The 15,566-nt window shown below is 58.6% G+C and carries 9 protein-coding genes; 2 read left to right on the plus strand and 7 right to left on the minus strand.

Translation table 11 applies throughout. The features are described from left to right. Positions 1-426: 426 nt before the first annotated feature. The 3 genes from AC6I6H_RS03905 to AC6I6H_RS03915 all read right to left on the minus strand — a co-directional run bounded on the left by AC6I6H_RS03905 (position 427) and on the right by AC6I6H_RS03915 (position 6,268). Complete coding sequence (locus AC6I6H_RS03905; protein ID WP_497951549.1) at positions 427-1,656, minus strand: MFS transporter; 1,230 nt, start codon at positions 1,654-1,656, stop codon at positions 427-429. 240 nt (positions 1,657-1,896) lie between these two features. Then, positions 1,897-4,695, minus strand: coding sequence for an endo-beta-N-acetylglucosaminidase (locus tag AC6I6H_RS03910; RefSeq protein ID WP_497951551.1), 2,799 nt, complete (start codon positions 4,693-4,695; stop codon positions 1,897-1,899). Positions 4,696-4,945: 250 nt separating this feature from the next. Then, the gene (locus AC6I6H_RS03915) at positions 4,946-6,268 is read right to left on the minus strand and encodes an APC family permease (protein ID WP_497951554.1); all 1,323 of its coding nucleotides are present in this window, start codon (positions 6,266-6,268) and stop codon (positions 4,946-4,948) included. 197 nt (positions 6,269-6,465) lie between these two features. On the opposite strand from AC6I6H_RS03915, the gene AC6I6H_RS03920 reads away from it, so the two are divergent. Continuing rightward, positions 6,466-7,404, plus strand: coding sequence for an aldo/keto reductase (locus tag AC6I6H_RS03920; protein ID WP_497951558.1), 939 nt, complete (start codon positions 6,466-6,468; stop codon positions 7,402-7,404). Positions 7,405-7,466: 62 nt separating this feature from the next. Next, positions 7,467-8,330: a pentapeptide repeat-containing protein gene (locus AC6I6H_RS03925; RefSeq protein ID WP_497951562.1), complete on the plus strand. Its 864-nt coding sequence runs from the start codon at positions 7,467-7,469 to the stop codon at positions 8,328-8,330. 123 nt (positions 8,331-8,453) lie between these two features. Here the strand turns inward: AC6I6H_RS03925 and AC6I6H_RS03930 are convergent, their stop codons facing one another. The 4 genes from AC6I6H_RS03930 to AC6I6H_RS03945 form a co-directional block, all read right to left on the minus strand. Beyond that, positions 8,454-10,643: an alpha-galactosidase gene (locus tag AC6I6H_RS03930; RefSeq protein ID WP_497951565.1), complete on the minus strand. Its 2,190-nt coding sequence runs from the start codon at positions 10,641-10,643 to the stop codon at positions 8,454-8,456. A gap of 24 nt (positions 10,644-10,667) precedes the next feature. Further along, positions 10,668-12,689: a beta-galactosidase gene (locus tag AC6I6H_RS03935; protein ID WP_497951863.1), complete on the minus strand. Its 2,022-nt coding sequence runs from the start codon at positions 12,687-12,689 to the stop codon at positions 10,668-10,670. Between the two features lie 196 nt (positions 12,690-12,885). Further along, positions 12,886-14,577, minus strand: a complete 1,692-nt coding sequence (locus AC6I6H_RS03940) for an ABC transporter substrate-binding protein (RefSeq protein WP_497951568.1) — start codon at positions 14,575-14,577, stop codon at positions 12,886-12,888. 78 nt (positions 14,578-14,655) lie between these two features. After that, positions 14,656-15,558, minus strand: a complete 903-nt coding sequence (locus AC6I6H_RS03945) for a carbohydrate ABC transporter permease (RefSeq protein WP_497951573.1) — start codon at positions 15,556-15,558, stop codon at positions 14,656-14,658. Between the last annotated feature and the right edge of the window lie 8 nt (positions 15,559-15,566).

Consider the following 15,566-nt stretch of genomic DNA (forward strand, 5'->3'; position numbering starts at 1 on the left):
GATCGAGCCGACTAGCTATCCTTCAGCCAAAGCACGCCCTCCCGCAGATCGAACCGACTAGCTCTAGCCTTCTAGCCAAGCCCAGCGCCGCGGATCGAGCCGACTAGCTATCCTTCAGCCAAAGCACTCCCTCCCGCAGATCGAGCCGACTAGCTCTAGCCTTCTAGCCAAGCCCAGCGCCGCAGATCGAGCCGACTAGCTATCCTTCAGCCAAAGCACGCCCTCCCGCGGATCGAGCCGACTAGCTAGCCTTCTAGCCAAGCCAGCGCCGCAGATCGAGCCGACTAGCTCTAGCCTTCTAGCCAAACCCAGCGCCGCGGATCGAGCCGACTAGCTAGCCTTCATCCATTCCTTGCAGCTTCAGCCGCTACCAACCAATTGAACCGGAGGCCCGCAGGAATCGCAGCGGCTGCCGAGCCGATTCCCTTATTTTGTTTTCGCCGACTTCCGCTCGTAGGCGATCATCAGCACGATGCACAGCACAAAGGAAACGCCGATCAGCACAAACGGAATGCGCGGGTCCAGCTTGTAGGTCCAGCCTCCGATGATGCCGGCGGGGGACGTAAACAGCAGGATCAGGACGGACAAAATCGCGAACAGGTTGGCACGGTTCTCGTCGTCGATTGCGTTGGCGACGGCGGTTTCCAGATACGGCGTGGTCAGGATCGTTCCGACTGCGCCCAGTATGGTGCTGATCATCAGCACCGTCAGTCCGCCCTGTCCCGTGACAAGCAGAAGTACCGTGGAGACAATGGAGATGACGAAGCCCCAAACCATCGTGCGGTTCACCTGCTCTTCCCGGATGCGCGGCAGAAGCAGCGCCATAAACAGCAGCATCACCAGCGAGGAAATGGCCGGAAACACCGAAATAAGCCCTTCGCCGAAGCCGAGATGATCGACCAGGTAGATGGACAGGTACGTGCCCTTGAGCGTGGTCTGGAAATTGAACAAAATGTATACGCCGAAGATCAGCAAAAGCGGAGCGTGGGACAAGAGGGTGCGGACCCCGGAAAAGTAATCCCTCCAGCCGGTCGTGAGCTTGATGCTGCGGACTTCCCGCATTTTCCGGTAGCCCATCTCCGTCTCTTTGGTATGATAATTCCGCCCGAGAAATTGAAAGGTCATGCTGATGCAGGCAATGAGAAACAAAATGCGGACGCCGGGTACGAGCGAATAATGCTCGACGACGAGTCCCCCGAGCGGAGCGAAAAAGCCCCCCAGCACCCCGATAAATTGAAGCACCGTAAACACAAATGTGCGCTCTTTGGCCGGCGTATCCTCCACCAGCAGGCAGTAAAAGGCGGTATTCGGCACCTTTTGAAAGCCGTTGATCAGCGCCGCGATGATAAAATACCATACGTTCTGGGAAACCGCCCAGATCAAGGTCGGAATGGTCCAGCTTAAAATATCGAACACCAGCAGAGCCGGTTTGCGCCCCATCCGGTCGGTCAGGTAACCGCTGATCAGAGAAGAGAAAATTTGCACGATCAGGCCAAGGGTCGTGATCCAGCCGATCTGCGTTTCGCTGACGCCCAGCTCCAGCATATAGATGGTCGCATAAGTGGTATACATGCTGTAGGGGATAAGGAAAAACGGTTCATAAGCCAGGGAGCCCCGCGCATTGCCCCTCAGCCTGCCGAAGAACGGAATCTTCATTGTATAATGCCTCCAGGTCGATACTTGCAAGTTGGCGAACCCGATCAGTCTACTACAAAACACGTGTTTTGAAAACGGGTGCACCAAAAGAAATCCCCCGTTTTCGGGGGATTTCCAAGACCAGGCCGCGCGAGACTTCTCTGCCGCCATGCCAATTTGCTTCTGCGAACGGAAGCGGGCCGCGCGAGACTTCTCTGCCGCCATGCCAATTTGTTTCTGCGAACGGAAGCGGGCTGTGTGTTAATCGCCTCCGCCTCTCAGATACACCGGTTTCGATTGGTTCCCGGCGTAGTCCTCCAGGACAACGTAAACCTCCTTCGCGGTGGAAGCAAAGCTCAGGCTGGCTTTCGTCGTTCTTCCCCGGATAATGCGGTCTTTCTCGCCCACGTTATAGGTGGTCGGGAACGCTTTCCGCACGTTGTCCTCGTACACGTACAGATACCGCCAATCCCGCGTGTTTGGCATCGGCAGATTCAGCGTGTCGCCGGCCCAGGACCAGGCTTCGGCATAAGGCTCCGCCACCAGATCGAGGAAACGGCCGCTGACCGAAACCGGTGTGGCCGCTCCGGAGGTCAAAGTCACCCGGTAGTCGTCCCCGTTCACCGGCATGCCCCGGAACAAGGCGGATCTAGCACCTGCCGGAACCGTCATCTCCGCGGAAACAGGCTCCTCCGTCGAAATCCGGTTCAGCGACTCCACGCGTACCGTTATCTTCTCCTCCATCTTTTTCGGAAGGGTCCAGGAAACCCGGAAGATTCCGTTTTTTTGCGGATGGACCGCAATATCCTCAGGCGTTTCGGTCAAATCAAAGCGCACGGTTGCAGCCACGCCTTCCCGGCCGTCCGCGCCGACGGCAGCGACCTTGACCGTACCCGATTGCGCCGGCAGCTGCTTGATGTAAAAGACACTGTCGTATTTGCCGCCGACATAAACGTCATTTACATAAACGTTGTACTGCTTCACCTTGGAGTAATCCGCATCCAGGTCCCACTTCACAACCATTTCGCCGGAATCCGGGTAGGCTTCCGCAACCGTCAGGCCCGCCGGGGCGGACGGAAGAACCGCCGAACCGTCGGAAATACGGATTTGACCGATGTTCATCTGGTAGTCGGCAACGGCTTGCGCGCCCGGGTCAAATACGAGGCCGAAGGACGCGACCGATTGCCCGGCATACGCGCCGAGGTCAAGCTCGGCCGTCACCCAGCCGCCGGTTTTCTTCCCGCTGTCCGGCACGGGGAGCTTCACTACGGTGTCCGGGTCGTCTGCCAAAATCAGGCCGAGCTTCATCGCCGAGCCGTCGTCCGCCGCCGTTTTGTTGTACGTAATGGAAAGCTTGCTGCTCTCTTTTACGTCCAGCTCCGTCTTGTACAGCCGCAGGAACGTTTCGGCGTTCAGCTCGCCGTTTACGACCAGCGAGCTGCCGCCCCGGTAAGCGCCGATTTGCTCATAATTGTACCGTTCGGTATCGGCAAGGTTATAGTCCGGGCCGTAATCGAAATCGACGGTCAGCTTGCTGCCGGCCGTGTCCTGCCACCATTGCCAGGTGACCGGAACGTCCTGCAGGCTCATATTGGACCATTCGTCTTCGTTTGATACTTTGCCGTCCACATAATAGGACAAGCCGTGACCCGTATTAAAATTGGTATAGAAGTTCGAGCTGCCGATAACGGAGCGCTCCGCGATGACGGACGCGATGCCCGGCCAGTAGCGGTTGTCGGCATATACATCGGCGGCCGTATTGACCGCCGAAACCGCCGTGTTTTTCGGATCGGCGTTCGGGCCCGACCACCACAGCTGCTCGCGCACCTTTGTCATCCACTGGTAGTCGTTCTCCGCCCGGTGGCGAACCGGCCAGGCCAGGTTCATGTCCTCGTCGAGTCCGGCGTGCACGAAATCGGCTCCAAGCGTCGCAATGCTCAGCCGGGGCAAGCCGTTTGCATCTAGCTTGTTTTTGAGAGCCGCACCCTGGACGCTCTTGAACCGGTCTCGCCCGGCTTCCAGTCCGGCATAGCCGACATCCGTCAACCGGAATTCTGTGCCGGCGGTCTGATTCAAGTTCTCCAGATACGTATTGGCCGCGGCAATTTGTGTGCTTCCCATTCCGTAATCAAAGAAAAAGGACTGGGACACTTGCTTGCCGTCGGTTTTGTCGTACAGGAACGAAATGTTGTTGTCGCGGAACGTCCGCGCAAACGTGTTGGAGCCGGTAGCCGTGTTCAGCGAATCGTACCACTGCACATACAGACCGCCGTCCTGGAGCGCCTTCAGAAATCCGATGTAGTCCGGGATGTCCGCCACCGCAACGTTCGGGTTTTGCTCCTCCTGGTTGACGAAATAGCCGTCATAGCCGAAATACTTTGCCATTTCAACCAGCTTTTCCGCTACCGGGTAATTTCCGTTTTCGTCTTTCACGATCATCTGTTTATAGGTTTGCTGGCCGCGGTCGTTGTTGGAGAAGAAAATGCCGGCCAGCGACCGCACACCGTTTTTATGGGCCGCGTCGGTATAGGTCGGATTCGGAATGTTCAGCATGCCGAACTCGAACCATTTTTGCTGCCAGTCCTTTTGCGCCAGCTCGTCATAATATTCCGGCGGCGTATAGGCCGTGGCCGTCCCGTGCCAATAGGAGTAGAAATCGATGTACTGCCAGAAGTTAAAGTGATATTGGGCGAATTTGTTGGTATAAGGCGCGTTCTCGATAAAAGCGTTGCCATAATCGCCGGACACGTTCATCATTTTGACATTCGGGTTAAGGTTCGGGTTGGCCTGGGTCGCCGCAAACGGAGCGATCCGCTGCTGAAGCGGTACACGCGACCGGAGCAGCTCCGCGTCCGGATCGGTTTCCGGACTCCAGTCCAGCACGTGGCCGCTTGTGTACCCGTGCACGCTGGGCTGATTTGCCCCGTGGGCGCTTTCGCCTTCAAACGGCCACGTATCCCCCGCCTGCGCAACGAGCGGTAAGCCCGTGGTCAGCAGAGCGGCTGCCAGTGTCAGTGCCGTTGCTTTGGGAAGTGTTTTCGTCCTGCTATGTACGGTCATACCATTCCCTCCAATTCGTTTGTCATCTTGATTGCGTGATGCGGGACTTTGGTGCCGTCAACCTTCAAGCCGCCTCCCTTCTCTTTTGTCGGTTAAGACTTTATCTTATGAAAGCCTTTGCAAAAAGAGCAGAAAGTAAAGGTTTTATGGACAAATTAAAGAGAAAGCGGACCTTCTCCACTCGGAGTTGGTCCGCTTCGGCAATTTATAGTAAGGCGGATGTTACGGCGGGTGCAGGGAAATCGGCCGTTTAGGAAACGGAGTTTTGCTTTGCCCTCCGGTTCATCCAATAATAGACCGGCAGCCCGATCAGGGTAATGCCGATGCCGATCAAGGAACGGCCCGGGTCGCTGATCAGCGTGCTGACCAGAATATAGGCGCCGCCCACTACGCCGATGACCGGCGTCAGCGGGTAAAGCGGGACGCGGTACCGCCCCTTCGGGACCGGCTCTCGCTTGCGGAGCAGGAACAGGCCGAAGACGCCCATGGTGAAGAAAATCCACAGGACAAAAACAAGCAGATCGGTCAGCGTGTTGAAGGTGCCGGAAAAGATATAAATCACGGCCAGCACGCTCTGAAAAAGCAGGGCGTTCGCCGGCGTTTTGAACCGGGGATGCACCTTTTTCAGCACGGACGAGAATGGAATTTCTCCCCTCTCTCCCATCGCCTGCGGCACGCGGGCCGCCGTCATCAGGTAGCCGTTCAGCGCGCCAAGCACGGACACAATGATGCCAGCGGTAATGAATGCCCCGCCCCCGTTTCCGAACAAGGCTTCGGCGGCGTCGGCCCCCGGGGTATCGGAGCTGACGATTGCGTCGTAAGGCAGCGCCTTGAAAATGGCCAGGTTAAACAGCACGTACACGGCAATGACAAACAGAACCCCGATGGAGATGACGCGCGGCAGCGTTTTGGCCGGATTTTTGATTTCGCCCGCCATGTTGGTGACGCTGATCCAGCCGTCATACGCCCACAGCGTGCCGAGAATGGCCGCCCCGAAGCCGGCCGCCGAAGCGGAAGCGGAGATGCCGCCAAACCCGGGCGCGTTCTGCGAGAACAACCCGAAGCCGACGATCCCGATGACCGGTATCAGTTTGCCCGCCGTGGCCAGGGTCTGGATGATTCCGCCGTATTTGGTCGAGAGCGCGTTCATCGTCAGGATAAAGGCGAGGATGCCGATGGCAAGAAGCTTGTGCTGCCATTCGTTCATCGGCAGGAAAAACCCCGAGTAGGTGGAAAAAGCGATGGCCAGCGCGGCGACGGACGCAGGGTACGAAATGACCGCCTGCACCCAGCCGAGCAGAAAGCCGAAAACGCCGCCGTACAGCTCGCCGAGGTACGTATAAAGGCCGCCCGATTTTGGAATGGCGGCGGCGATTTCTGCGACGGAAAGCGCGGATGCGAGCGTAATTACGCCGCCCGCCGTCCAGGCCAGAATGCTGAGCGCGGGCGAGCCCGCGTCGCTCAGCACGATGCCCGGCTTGAGAAAAATGCCGGAGCCGATAATCATGCCCACAACGAGCGCCAGCGCTTCGGTGAATGTCACCGATTTTTGAAGCGATTCGTTTTTTTGCATACAGGAATTCCGATCCTTCCCGGATTCATTTGGATGCCCTCTCATGGGCATGCCTGATTATACTGTAAGAGCGGGCGGACGGGCAATGAAGTTTGTGAAAGAAATTGCATATTGATGCCCCGCTTCCTTTTCTCGTCCGGCCCTCACATCTGTTATACTGAAACGGGAATACGAGAGACGGAAAGGATGGATCGCGGATGAAGCAACGGCCATACGGCCCGACTGGCAAAGCGGTATCGGAAGTCGGCTTTGGCGCCTGGCAGCTTGGCAACTCCAGGGACTGGGGAGCGATGGACGAAGCAGCCTCGGTATCCCTTGTTCACGAAGCGCTCGACCGGGGTATCAACTTCTTCGATACGGCCCCGGGATACGGCGGCGGGCAGAGTGAGCTTCTGCTGGGCAAAGCCCTGAAGGGCAAACGGCGGCAGGCTGTCCTCAACACCAAGTTCGGTCATGGGCACGACGGACGTCCGGATTACAGCGCCGGAAGCATCCGGGCTTCCGTCGAAGGCAGCCTGAAGCGGCTGCAAACGGATTACCTGGATTCGCTTTTGCTGCACAATCCCCCGTTTGAGCTGCTGGACGGCAGCCGCGGCCATGCCGGGGAGCTGGAGAAGCTGCGGTCGGAAGGCAAGCTGCTGGCGTATGGCGTCTCGGTCGATTCCGCCCGGGAAATGCGGGAGGCGGCGAAGCTGCCGGGCATCGGCGTGATGGAGGTCTTGTTCAATATTTTTCATCAGGAAACGGCCGATGCGTTCCCGCTTGCGCGGGATAACGGCATCGCTCTTATCGCCAAAGTCCCGCTCGACTCCGGCTGGCTTTCCGGCAAATACAACGCATCCAGCACGTTCGGGGGCGTGCGAAGCCGCTGGTCCCCGGAAAGCATCGCCAAACGGGCGCGGCTGGTCGAGCAAATCCGCTTTGTGTCGGATGAAAACACATCGATGACGGTCGCGGCGCTCCGGTTTATTCTCTCGTTTCCGGAGGTAACGACGGTCATTCCCGGCGTTCGTACGCATGCGCAGCTGCTGGAGAACCTTTCCGCCTCCGGCGAGCCGATGCCGGAGGAGCATGTGGCGCGGCTCCGCGAGCTGTGGGAGCGGGAGATCCAGCCCGGCGGCGGGCTGGATTGGTAACTCCGCACGAATTGATCAGGAATTGAACAGAATTTGAACCGATAAAGGAAGGAACTGGACTGATGCTTCACCATGAAAACAACCAGCCGGCCGCCGCGGATCGCCTGACGCCCTTTCGCGCAGACTGTGAAAAATGCTTCGGGCTTTGCTGCGTCGCCCTGCCGTTCGCCAAATCGCATGACTTCGCCTTCGACAAGGACGCCGGCACGCCCTGCCGGAACCTGCGTCCCGATTACCGGTGCGGGATTCATGCGGCTCTGCGGCAAAGCGGGCTGCCCGGCTGCACCGTATACGACTGCTTCGGCGCGGGCCAGAAGGTTTCGCAGATTACGTATGGCGGCAGCGACTGGCGTTCAAAGCCGGAAATCAAGGACGAAATGCTGAACGTGTACCCCATCATGCAGCAGCTTCACGAAATGCTCTGCTATCTGGACGAAGCGCGGAAACGCGAAGAAACCGCAAGCTTGCACAAGGATTTGCAGGCCGCTTTTGCGGAGACGGAAGCGCTCACCCTCCAGCCCCCGGCCGCTCTGCTGCGGCTCGACGTGCCGGCACACCGGGCGAAGGTCAATGAGCAGCTCGTCCGGGCGAGCGAGCAGGTTCGCGCAAGCGCGCCGGCCTCGCCGAACGGCAAGAAAAAAACCGCCGCCGGCCGCAAGAGGAGCGATTACTTCGGCGCAAAGCTGCGGGGCGCCGATCTCAGCGGCAGCAGCCTGCGCGGAGCGCTTCTGATCGCGGCGGATCTGACCGGCGCGGATCTGCGCAGCGCAGACCTGATCGGCGCCGACTTGCGGGACGCCGAGCTGAGCGGCGCCGATTTGCGGGGCGCCTTGTTTCTGACGCAAGCGCAGGTAAACGCCGCCAAGGGCGACCGATCCACCCGGCTGCCGCCGGGGCTTCAAGCGCCGGATCACTGGCGTCATTAAATACGCCCGCCGCGAAAGCGGGGCAAAAAACACAAAAAGGTCTGCCGGAGCGCAAAGTCTCCAGCAGACCTTTTTGGTTAAAGCGGGCTTTCGCCGGTTCGCGATTGCCGGGCCGGTTGAGGTTTATTTCTTTTTCAGCCGCCAAAGCACACTTTGGTAATCTCCCTGCAGCGGCGGAACCGGAAGGCCGGCGTTCATCAGGGCGTCGCCTCCGAACGGCGCGTCCATGCCGGTCACTTCGTAATCGAAGTCCGGGTGCAGGCCCTTCAGGCGCAGCCAAACCAGCGCATCGTTCGGTTGAGCCAGCACCCGGAAATAAAACGCGACGGCCTCCGTTTGATCGGGGCTTACGTACATCCAGGCGGCTTCGTTTCCTTCGAACGGGCTGAGCAGGCGATACTGCTCGCCGAACTGAATGACCGGCCGGATTTCCTTGTAAAGCGCCACTTGCCGGGTAACCTCCGCCTTTTCCTCATCCGTGAAGCAGGTCAGGTCGAGTTCGTAGCCGAAGTTGCCGGACATCGCGACGTTGCCCCGGGTCGTAAGCGAAGTGAAGCGGTGCACCTGATGGTTGGGCACGGCCGAAACGTGCGAGCCCATGGCGCTCGTCGGGTAGACGACGCTGGTGCCGTACTGGATCTTCAGCCGGCTGACCGCGTCGGTGTTGTCGCTTGTCCAGGTTTGCGGCATGTAATAGAGCATGCCGGGGTCAAACCGGCCGCCGCCGCCCGAGCAGCTCTCGAACAAAATGTCGGGGAACTCGGCGGTAATCCGCTCCAGAACCCGGTACAGCCCGAGAATGTACCGGTGGGCCGTTTCCTTCTGCCGTTCCGCCGGAAGCGCGGCGGAGCCGATCTCGGTCATGTTCCGGTTCATGTCCCATTTCACATAGGTGATCGGCGCGCTGCGCAGAATGTCGGCGATCATGCCGTAGACTGCGTCGCAGACCTCTTCCCGCGAGAAGTCCAGAATGAGCTGGTTCCGCCCTTCCGTTCTTCTCCGGTCCGGGACATGCAGGCACCAGTCGGGGTGCTTCCGGTAAAGCTCGCTTTCCGGGGAGATCATCTCCGGCTCGAACCAAAGTCCGAACTGAAGGCCGAGCCGGCGAACCCGCTCGACCAGATTCGGCAAACCGGCCGGCAGCTTGCGGCGGTCGACGTACCAGTCGCCCAGCGAGCTGTTGTCGCTGTCGCGCTTGCCGAACCAGCCGTCGTCCAGCACGAACATTTCAATGCCGAGCTCCTTGCCGGCCGTCGCAATGCTTTCGATTTTGTCGGCATCAAAGTTGAAATAGGTCGCTTCCCAGTTGTTGACGAGCACCGGACGCGTTTCATCGCGGAATTTGCCGCGCGCCAGGCGCGTGCGGTAAAGCTTGTGGTACGTCCGGGACATCCCGCCAAGTCCTTCCGGCGAATACACCAGAACCGCTTCCGGCGTCTGGAACGATTCCCCCGCCTCCAGCAGCCAGGCGAAATCGAACGGGTTGATGCCGATCGTCACACGGGTCGTCCCATATTGCTCCACCTCGGCCTGCGCGGCAAAGTTGCCGCTGTAAACAAGGCTGAAGCCGTATACTTCGCCGTGATCCTCGCCCGCCCCTTTGTCCAGCAAGGCGATGAACGGGTTTTGGTTGTGGCTGCTGGAGCCGCGCCGGCTTTCCACGCCCTGCATGCCGGGAGCAAGCGGCCGCCGTTCGATCATCCGCTCCCGCGCCCAGGCGCCGGACAAGTGCAGCAGCTCGTAATCCGAGCCGCGAAAATCTACGCTTGCACTCAGGGCCCGCAGCAGCTTTAACGGTGCGTTGCCGCTGTTGTGAAACCGGACGGACCGCGCGACAGCGTCCACATCCCGGAAGATCGTATAAGACAAGGTGACGACCAGGCCCGTTAACCCGTCCTTCAGGTCAAGCTCCAGCGTCTCCGCTTCTTCCTCGTTCTCCGTGTACGTTGCCGGCAAACCGGCAAGCGCCGGCTTTCCCTTCACAATGCGGTGCCCGGTATATTCCGCTTCCGTCACCGTCGTGCCGTTCGGCAGTTCGACCTGGTACGCCGGATGCCGGAAATCGCCCGAACCGTAGCCCGGATATTCCAGCGGAGCCGAATCGAACGAAAGAAGCCGGTCGTCCGCAAACGGCTGCGGAGAAAAGGAGCTGCGCTCCCGCTGCTGGGGGATCAAGGAGAGGCTTCCGCCGCGGATTTTCTTGCCCCAGTAAAGATGGGACGGATAACGGCCTTTCAGCAGCTGGACGGCATAGCTGACGCGTCCGTTATGCAGATGAAAAATCGATCCGTTGTCTACGATTTCGATGCCCATTGAAATCCTCACTTTCTCGTGCTGTTATTCCAGGATTGCGACACCCCGGCCTTCCAACACCATTTTACCGGAAACTTCCCGCTCTGTAAGCAGGTCGCGCCATTTTCTTTCGCCCGGAAGCTCCACCTCGGCCGCCTCCGCGTTATGGTTCAACAAGAACGTATACGAACGGCCGTCTTTGCTCCGCCGTGTCGCCTCCACACCGTCCGGCGTGGCCAGGAGCGGCTCGATCCCTTTGCGGGCGCAGATGCCGGCGAGCAGTTCTTGCAGAAAAGCAGGCTCGGGACTCGACGCCACGTACCAGGCTTCGCCTTCGCCGAATGCGTTCCGCGTCAGCGCCGGCATGCCCCGGTAGAAGTCGTCGCCGTACACGGCCAGCACGTCCGCTCCTTCGGAATGGATCAGGTCGCACAGCTTGCCGCATGCATATTCGCCGGATAAAGCGCCAAGCGGCTCCTTCAGCACCATGCGGTTGCGGGCATCGGGAAACAGCGCGTCGATTTCCTCCGACCAGATGCCCAGCACGTTGCGCAGCTCGCCCGGATAACCTCCGGTCGTGACAAGGTCGGTTTCGCCGACGATGCCGCTGAAAAAGGTGGTCACAAACGTTCCGCCCCGCTTCACAAACGCTTCGATTTTGGCGGCAAGCCCCGGTTTGACCATGTAAAGCACAGGGGCGATGATCAAATCGTAACGGTCAAAGTCGGATTCAATCCCGATCATGTCCGTCTGGATGTTGTTTTGGTAAAGGGCGTCGTAATATTTGTGAACCTCGCCCACATAGTTCAGGTCGACGGTCGGCCCGCTCGACAGCTCGATGCCCCAGCGGTTTTCCCAATCGTACAAAATGGCCGCCTTCGCATCCAGCCGCGTGTCCAACAGCCGGCCGCCGAGCTGCTGCAGCTCGCGGCCGAGCTCGGCGCATTCGCGGAAAACGCGCGTGTGCTCATGCCCGGCGTGCTCGATTACGGCGCCATGATATTTCTCGCATGCGCCGATGGAACGCCGCAGCTGAAAGAACATAACGGTGTCCGCACCGTGGGCGACCGCCTGGTAGCTCCAGAGCCGCATGACGCCCGGCCGTTTCAGGGAGTTGTACGGCTGCCAGTTTTGCTGGCTTGGCGTTTGCTCCATCAGCATGAAGGGCTGGCCGCCCTTGAGCCCGCGCATCAGATCGTGCGTCATGGCGGTGAAGCTGACCGGCGTATCCAGGGAGGGGTAATTGTCCCAGGAGACGACGTCCATCCGCTTGGCCCATTCGAAATAGTTCAGTTCCGGATAAAAGCCCATCAGGTTTGTCGTGATCGGCACGGAAGAGTGCCGGCGGATCGCATCGTATTCCAGGGAATAGACGTCCAGCAGCGATTCCGACTGGAAGCGGCGATAGTCGATGGAAATGCTTTGAAAATTGGTCCGGTGCCCGGCCCATTCTTCGCTGAGGGCATTCGGCGGCACTATTTCGTCCCACTCATAAAAAGTATGTCCCCAGAAGGAGGTGTACCAGGCGCGGTTGAGGTTTTCGATGGTCCGGTAGCGTTTTTGCAGCCAGACCCGGAACGCTTCCGCACAGTTGTCGCAGTAGCAGTATCCGCCGTATTCATTGGAGATATGCCACATGACAAGCCCCGAATAATCCTTGTACCGTTCCGCCAGCTTGTCCGCCAGAAGCGGCGCAAATTTGCGGTAGGCCGGACTGTTCGGACAGGAATTGTGGCGGCCGCCGAACCTGCGCTTGCGTCCCTCGTAATCGACCCGCGTCACGTCGGGATGCCGCTTGGCCATCCAGGCCGGATGCGCGCCGGTGGAGGTCGCCAGGCAGACGGAAACGCCCGCCTCCTGAAGCCGGTTCAGGATCTTGTCCAGCCAGCCGAAATCGTACGTCTCCTCGCTAGGCTGAAGCTTCGCCCAGGAAAAGACATTCACCGTAGCGACGTCGATTCCGGCGAGCCGAAACATCCGCAGGTCCTCCTCCATCGTTTGCTCGTCCCACTGCTCCGGGTTATAGTCCCCGCCGTACCAGATTTTCGGAAGCTTTTCGCTCAGCATAATTCGCATCTCTCCCATCCCGTGTTTGTCCGCTGCAAGCATGAAAACGCTCTCTTGCAGTATAGCGAAGGAATTTCCGCTCTGACAAGCCCTCTTTGGCAGGCAGACATTTCCTCCCGCCCGTCCCCCGGGCCGCCCGCTTCCCGCAGCAAGAGGGCCCGTCGGAAACGGGCCCTCCCTTGCACCTTCTGCCAGCTTACTTCCAGAGCTCGACTCTGTCTTTTACCAGCTGGGTGTACTGCTCGTTCATTTCCTGCACGCCGGCTTTTTCCAGCTCCGCCAGGAACTCGTCGTAAATCCGGTCAAAATCGGCCGGTTTGGCCATGATGGCTTGCGGGATATACCGTTTTACGATATCTCCGCATTTTTGGAACGTGATTTGCAGGTCCGAGCCGGTCGGCATGGCGATGTTCCAGGCCGCGCCCCACGCTTTGACCGGGAACTCTTCCGGCTTCGGCCACAAGTCGATGTACGTATCGGCACCCCAAGCCTTCAGCGTTTCCTTGTCGGCTTCGGTGTACTGGGCGATAACGCCGTTTTTGTCGTTTACGGTATACGGATTGCCGGTCGAATCCAGCACGCCGTCGCCGTAACGCGGAGCAACGTAGTAGTTGCCGACGCCGCTTTCCTTCGTGTACGCGATCATGTCGTTGATTCTGCGGTCCGCCGCTTCGGGTGTGAAGACGCGCTTGCCGTTTTCGACCTTGTAGTCGATTCCTTCCACGCCCCAGTTGATCAAAATCTGGCCTTCTTCGGAAGCGAGATAATCAAAGAACTTGATGAGGGCTACCGGGTCTTTGGCGTTTGTGGTAATGCCGACGCCGTTGCCGGCGACATAACCGGTGTCCTGGAATTCCTTTTGCTTGATATCGGCGCTCATGGTTACCGGGAAGCGGGCATACGTGTCGTAGTATTTGCCTTCGCTTTTCAGCGCGCGCTCGGCGTCCTGGTAATCCCATTGCTGGTCGATAATGCCGAGAACGCGGCCCGTGGCGACTTTTGCTTTGTATTGGTCATACTTTTGCACAAAGCTTTCCGGGTCGAGCAGGCCGATATCGTTCATATGGTTCAGCCAGCGGAACCACTCGCGTTCTTCCGGACGCAGGTAGTGGAAGGTCGCTTCATGGGTTTCGTCGTCGATATAGAATTCTCCGTTATCGGAGCCGCCCGTTGTATAAAAGGCCGGGTTCGTGGTGGAAATCGTAATCTGCCATTCGCCTGCGTTCAGAGACAGCCCGATCGTTTTCTGGCCGTCTTCCGTAGTCGGGTGTTTGGCGATGTATTCTTTGATGGCGTTTTCATATTCTTCAACCGTTGTGATTTTCGGGTAGCCCAGCTCTTTCAGAACCTTGTGCTGCAATTGGAACCCGCCACCGGCGTCAAAATACTTCTGGCCGACGCCGGCCGTCGGGAGAACGTAAATGCCGTCGTCTTCCGCGCTCCATTTCAGCCGGTTCAAATACTCTCCGTATACTTTCTTGATGTTCGGGCCGTGCTCCTCGATCAGAGGGCGCAGGTCGATAAGCGCGCCGGCGTCCACCAGCTTGCCGGTTTCGCCTTTCGGGAAAATCAAATCCGGGTATTCGCCGCTCGAAATCATGAGAGGAATCTTCTGATCGTCCGCGCTGGCGCCGACCGGGAATTCCATGTCGAGCGTCACGCCGGTTTTCTCGGTAATCATTTTGCCGACGCGGCTTTGCATGTTGTCCCAGGCCGCATTCGGGTCCGCGCTGTAGAACGAAGCGGTTATCGCTTTCGGGGCTCCCGTCGCGGCGCCTTGTTCGCCTCCGGCGGAGGGCGAGGATGCATCCTCCGATTTGGAGCATGCGGTCATCATCAAGGAACCGACCAGCAAGACACTTGCAAATTTGGCTGCCTTTCCTTTCATTGGGTGTATGCCTCCCTTTTTTATGTTTGAAGCGTGAAGGAATCTATTGTATAACAGGGGGTCCTGTTGATACCAGGGTTACGCTTTGACCGCGCCGACCGTCATGCCTTTGACAAAATACTTTTGCAGGAACGGATAAACCAGAAGGATCGGGACGGTACAAACAATGGTAATGGCCATTTTGATCGACTCGGGCGAAACCGCGCTCGTCAGGTTCGTGGCGTTCGGGTTGTGCGCGAGGTCGCTGTTATTGCCGGATTGCGTGCTTTGCAAAACCTTCATCAGCTCGTACTGCAGCGTGGTCAGATGATCCTTCGAGCTGTTGTACAGGAAAGTATCGAACCAGGAGTTCCATTGGCCGACCGCCACGAACAGGGCGATGGTCGCCAGAACCGGCAGGCAGAGCGGCAGGACGATGCGATAAAAGATCTTGAAGTCGTTCGCTCCGTCGATTTTGGCCGATTCCTGCAAGGCATAAGGAAGGCCGGTGATAAACGACCGGATGACGAACACGTTCCAGACGCTCAGCAGGGTGGGGATGATGTAGACCCAGAAGGTGCCGATCAGGTCCAGATTCCGCATCAGCATGTACGTCGGAATCATGCCGCCCGAGAAGTACATCGTCAGGGCGAACATGGTCGAGAACAGCTTCCGCGCCTGAAAATCAACGCGGCTCAGGACATAAGCGACCATAGAGGCGCTGAGCACGCCGAGCACCGTGCCGATCAAGGTTCTGAGAACGGAGTTGCGGAATCCGGTCAGCAGGCCCGGGAAAGTCATGATTTTGGCATAGTTGTCCCAGGTGAACTCCCGCGGCCAGATGTGAATGCCGCCTCGGACCGTATCCGTGGAATCGTTCAGGGAGATCGCCAGAACGTTCAGGAACGGGTAGAGGGTGACGATGCCGACAATCGTTAGGAGAATGTAGAGAAAGATATCGAAGCCGAGCTCGCCTTTGTTGCGGCCGATCGTTTTTTCCATGCTTCGCG

Source organism: Gorillibacterium sp. sgz306347, from assembly GCF_059735245.1.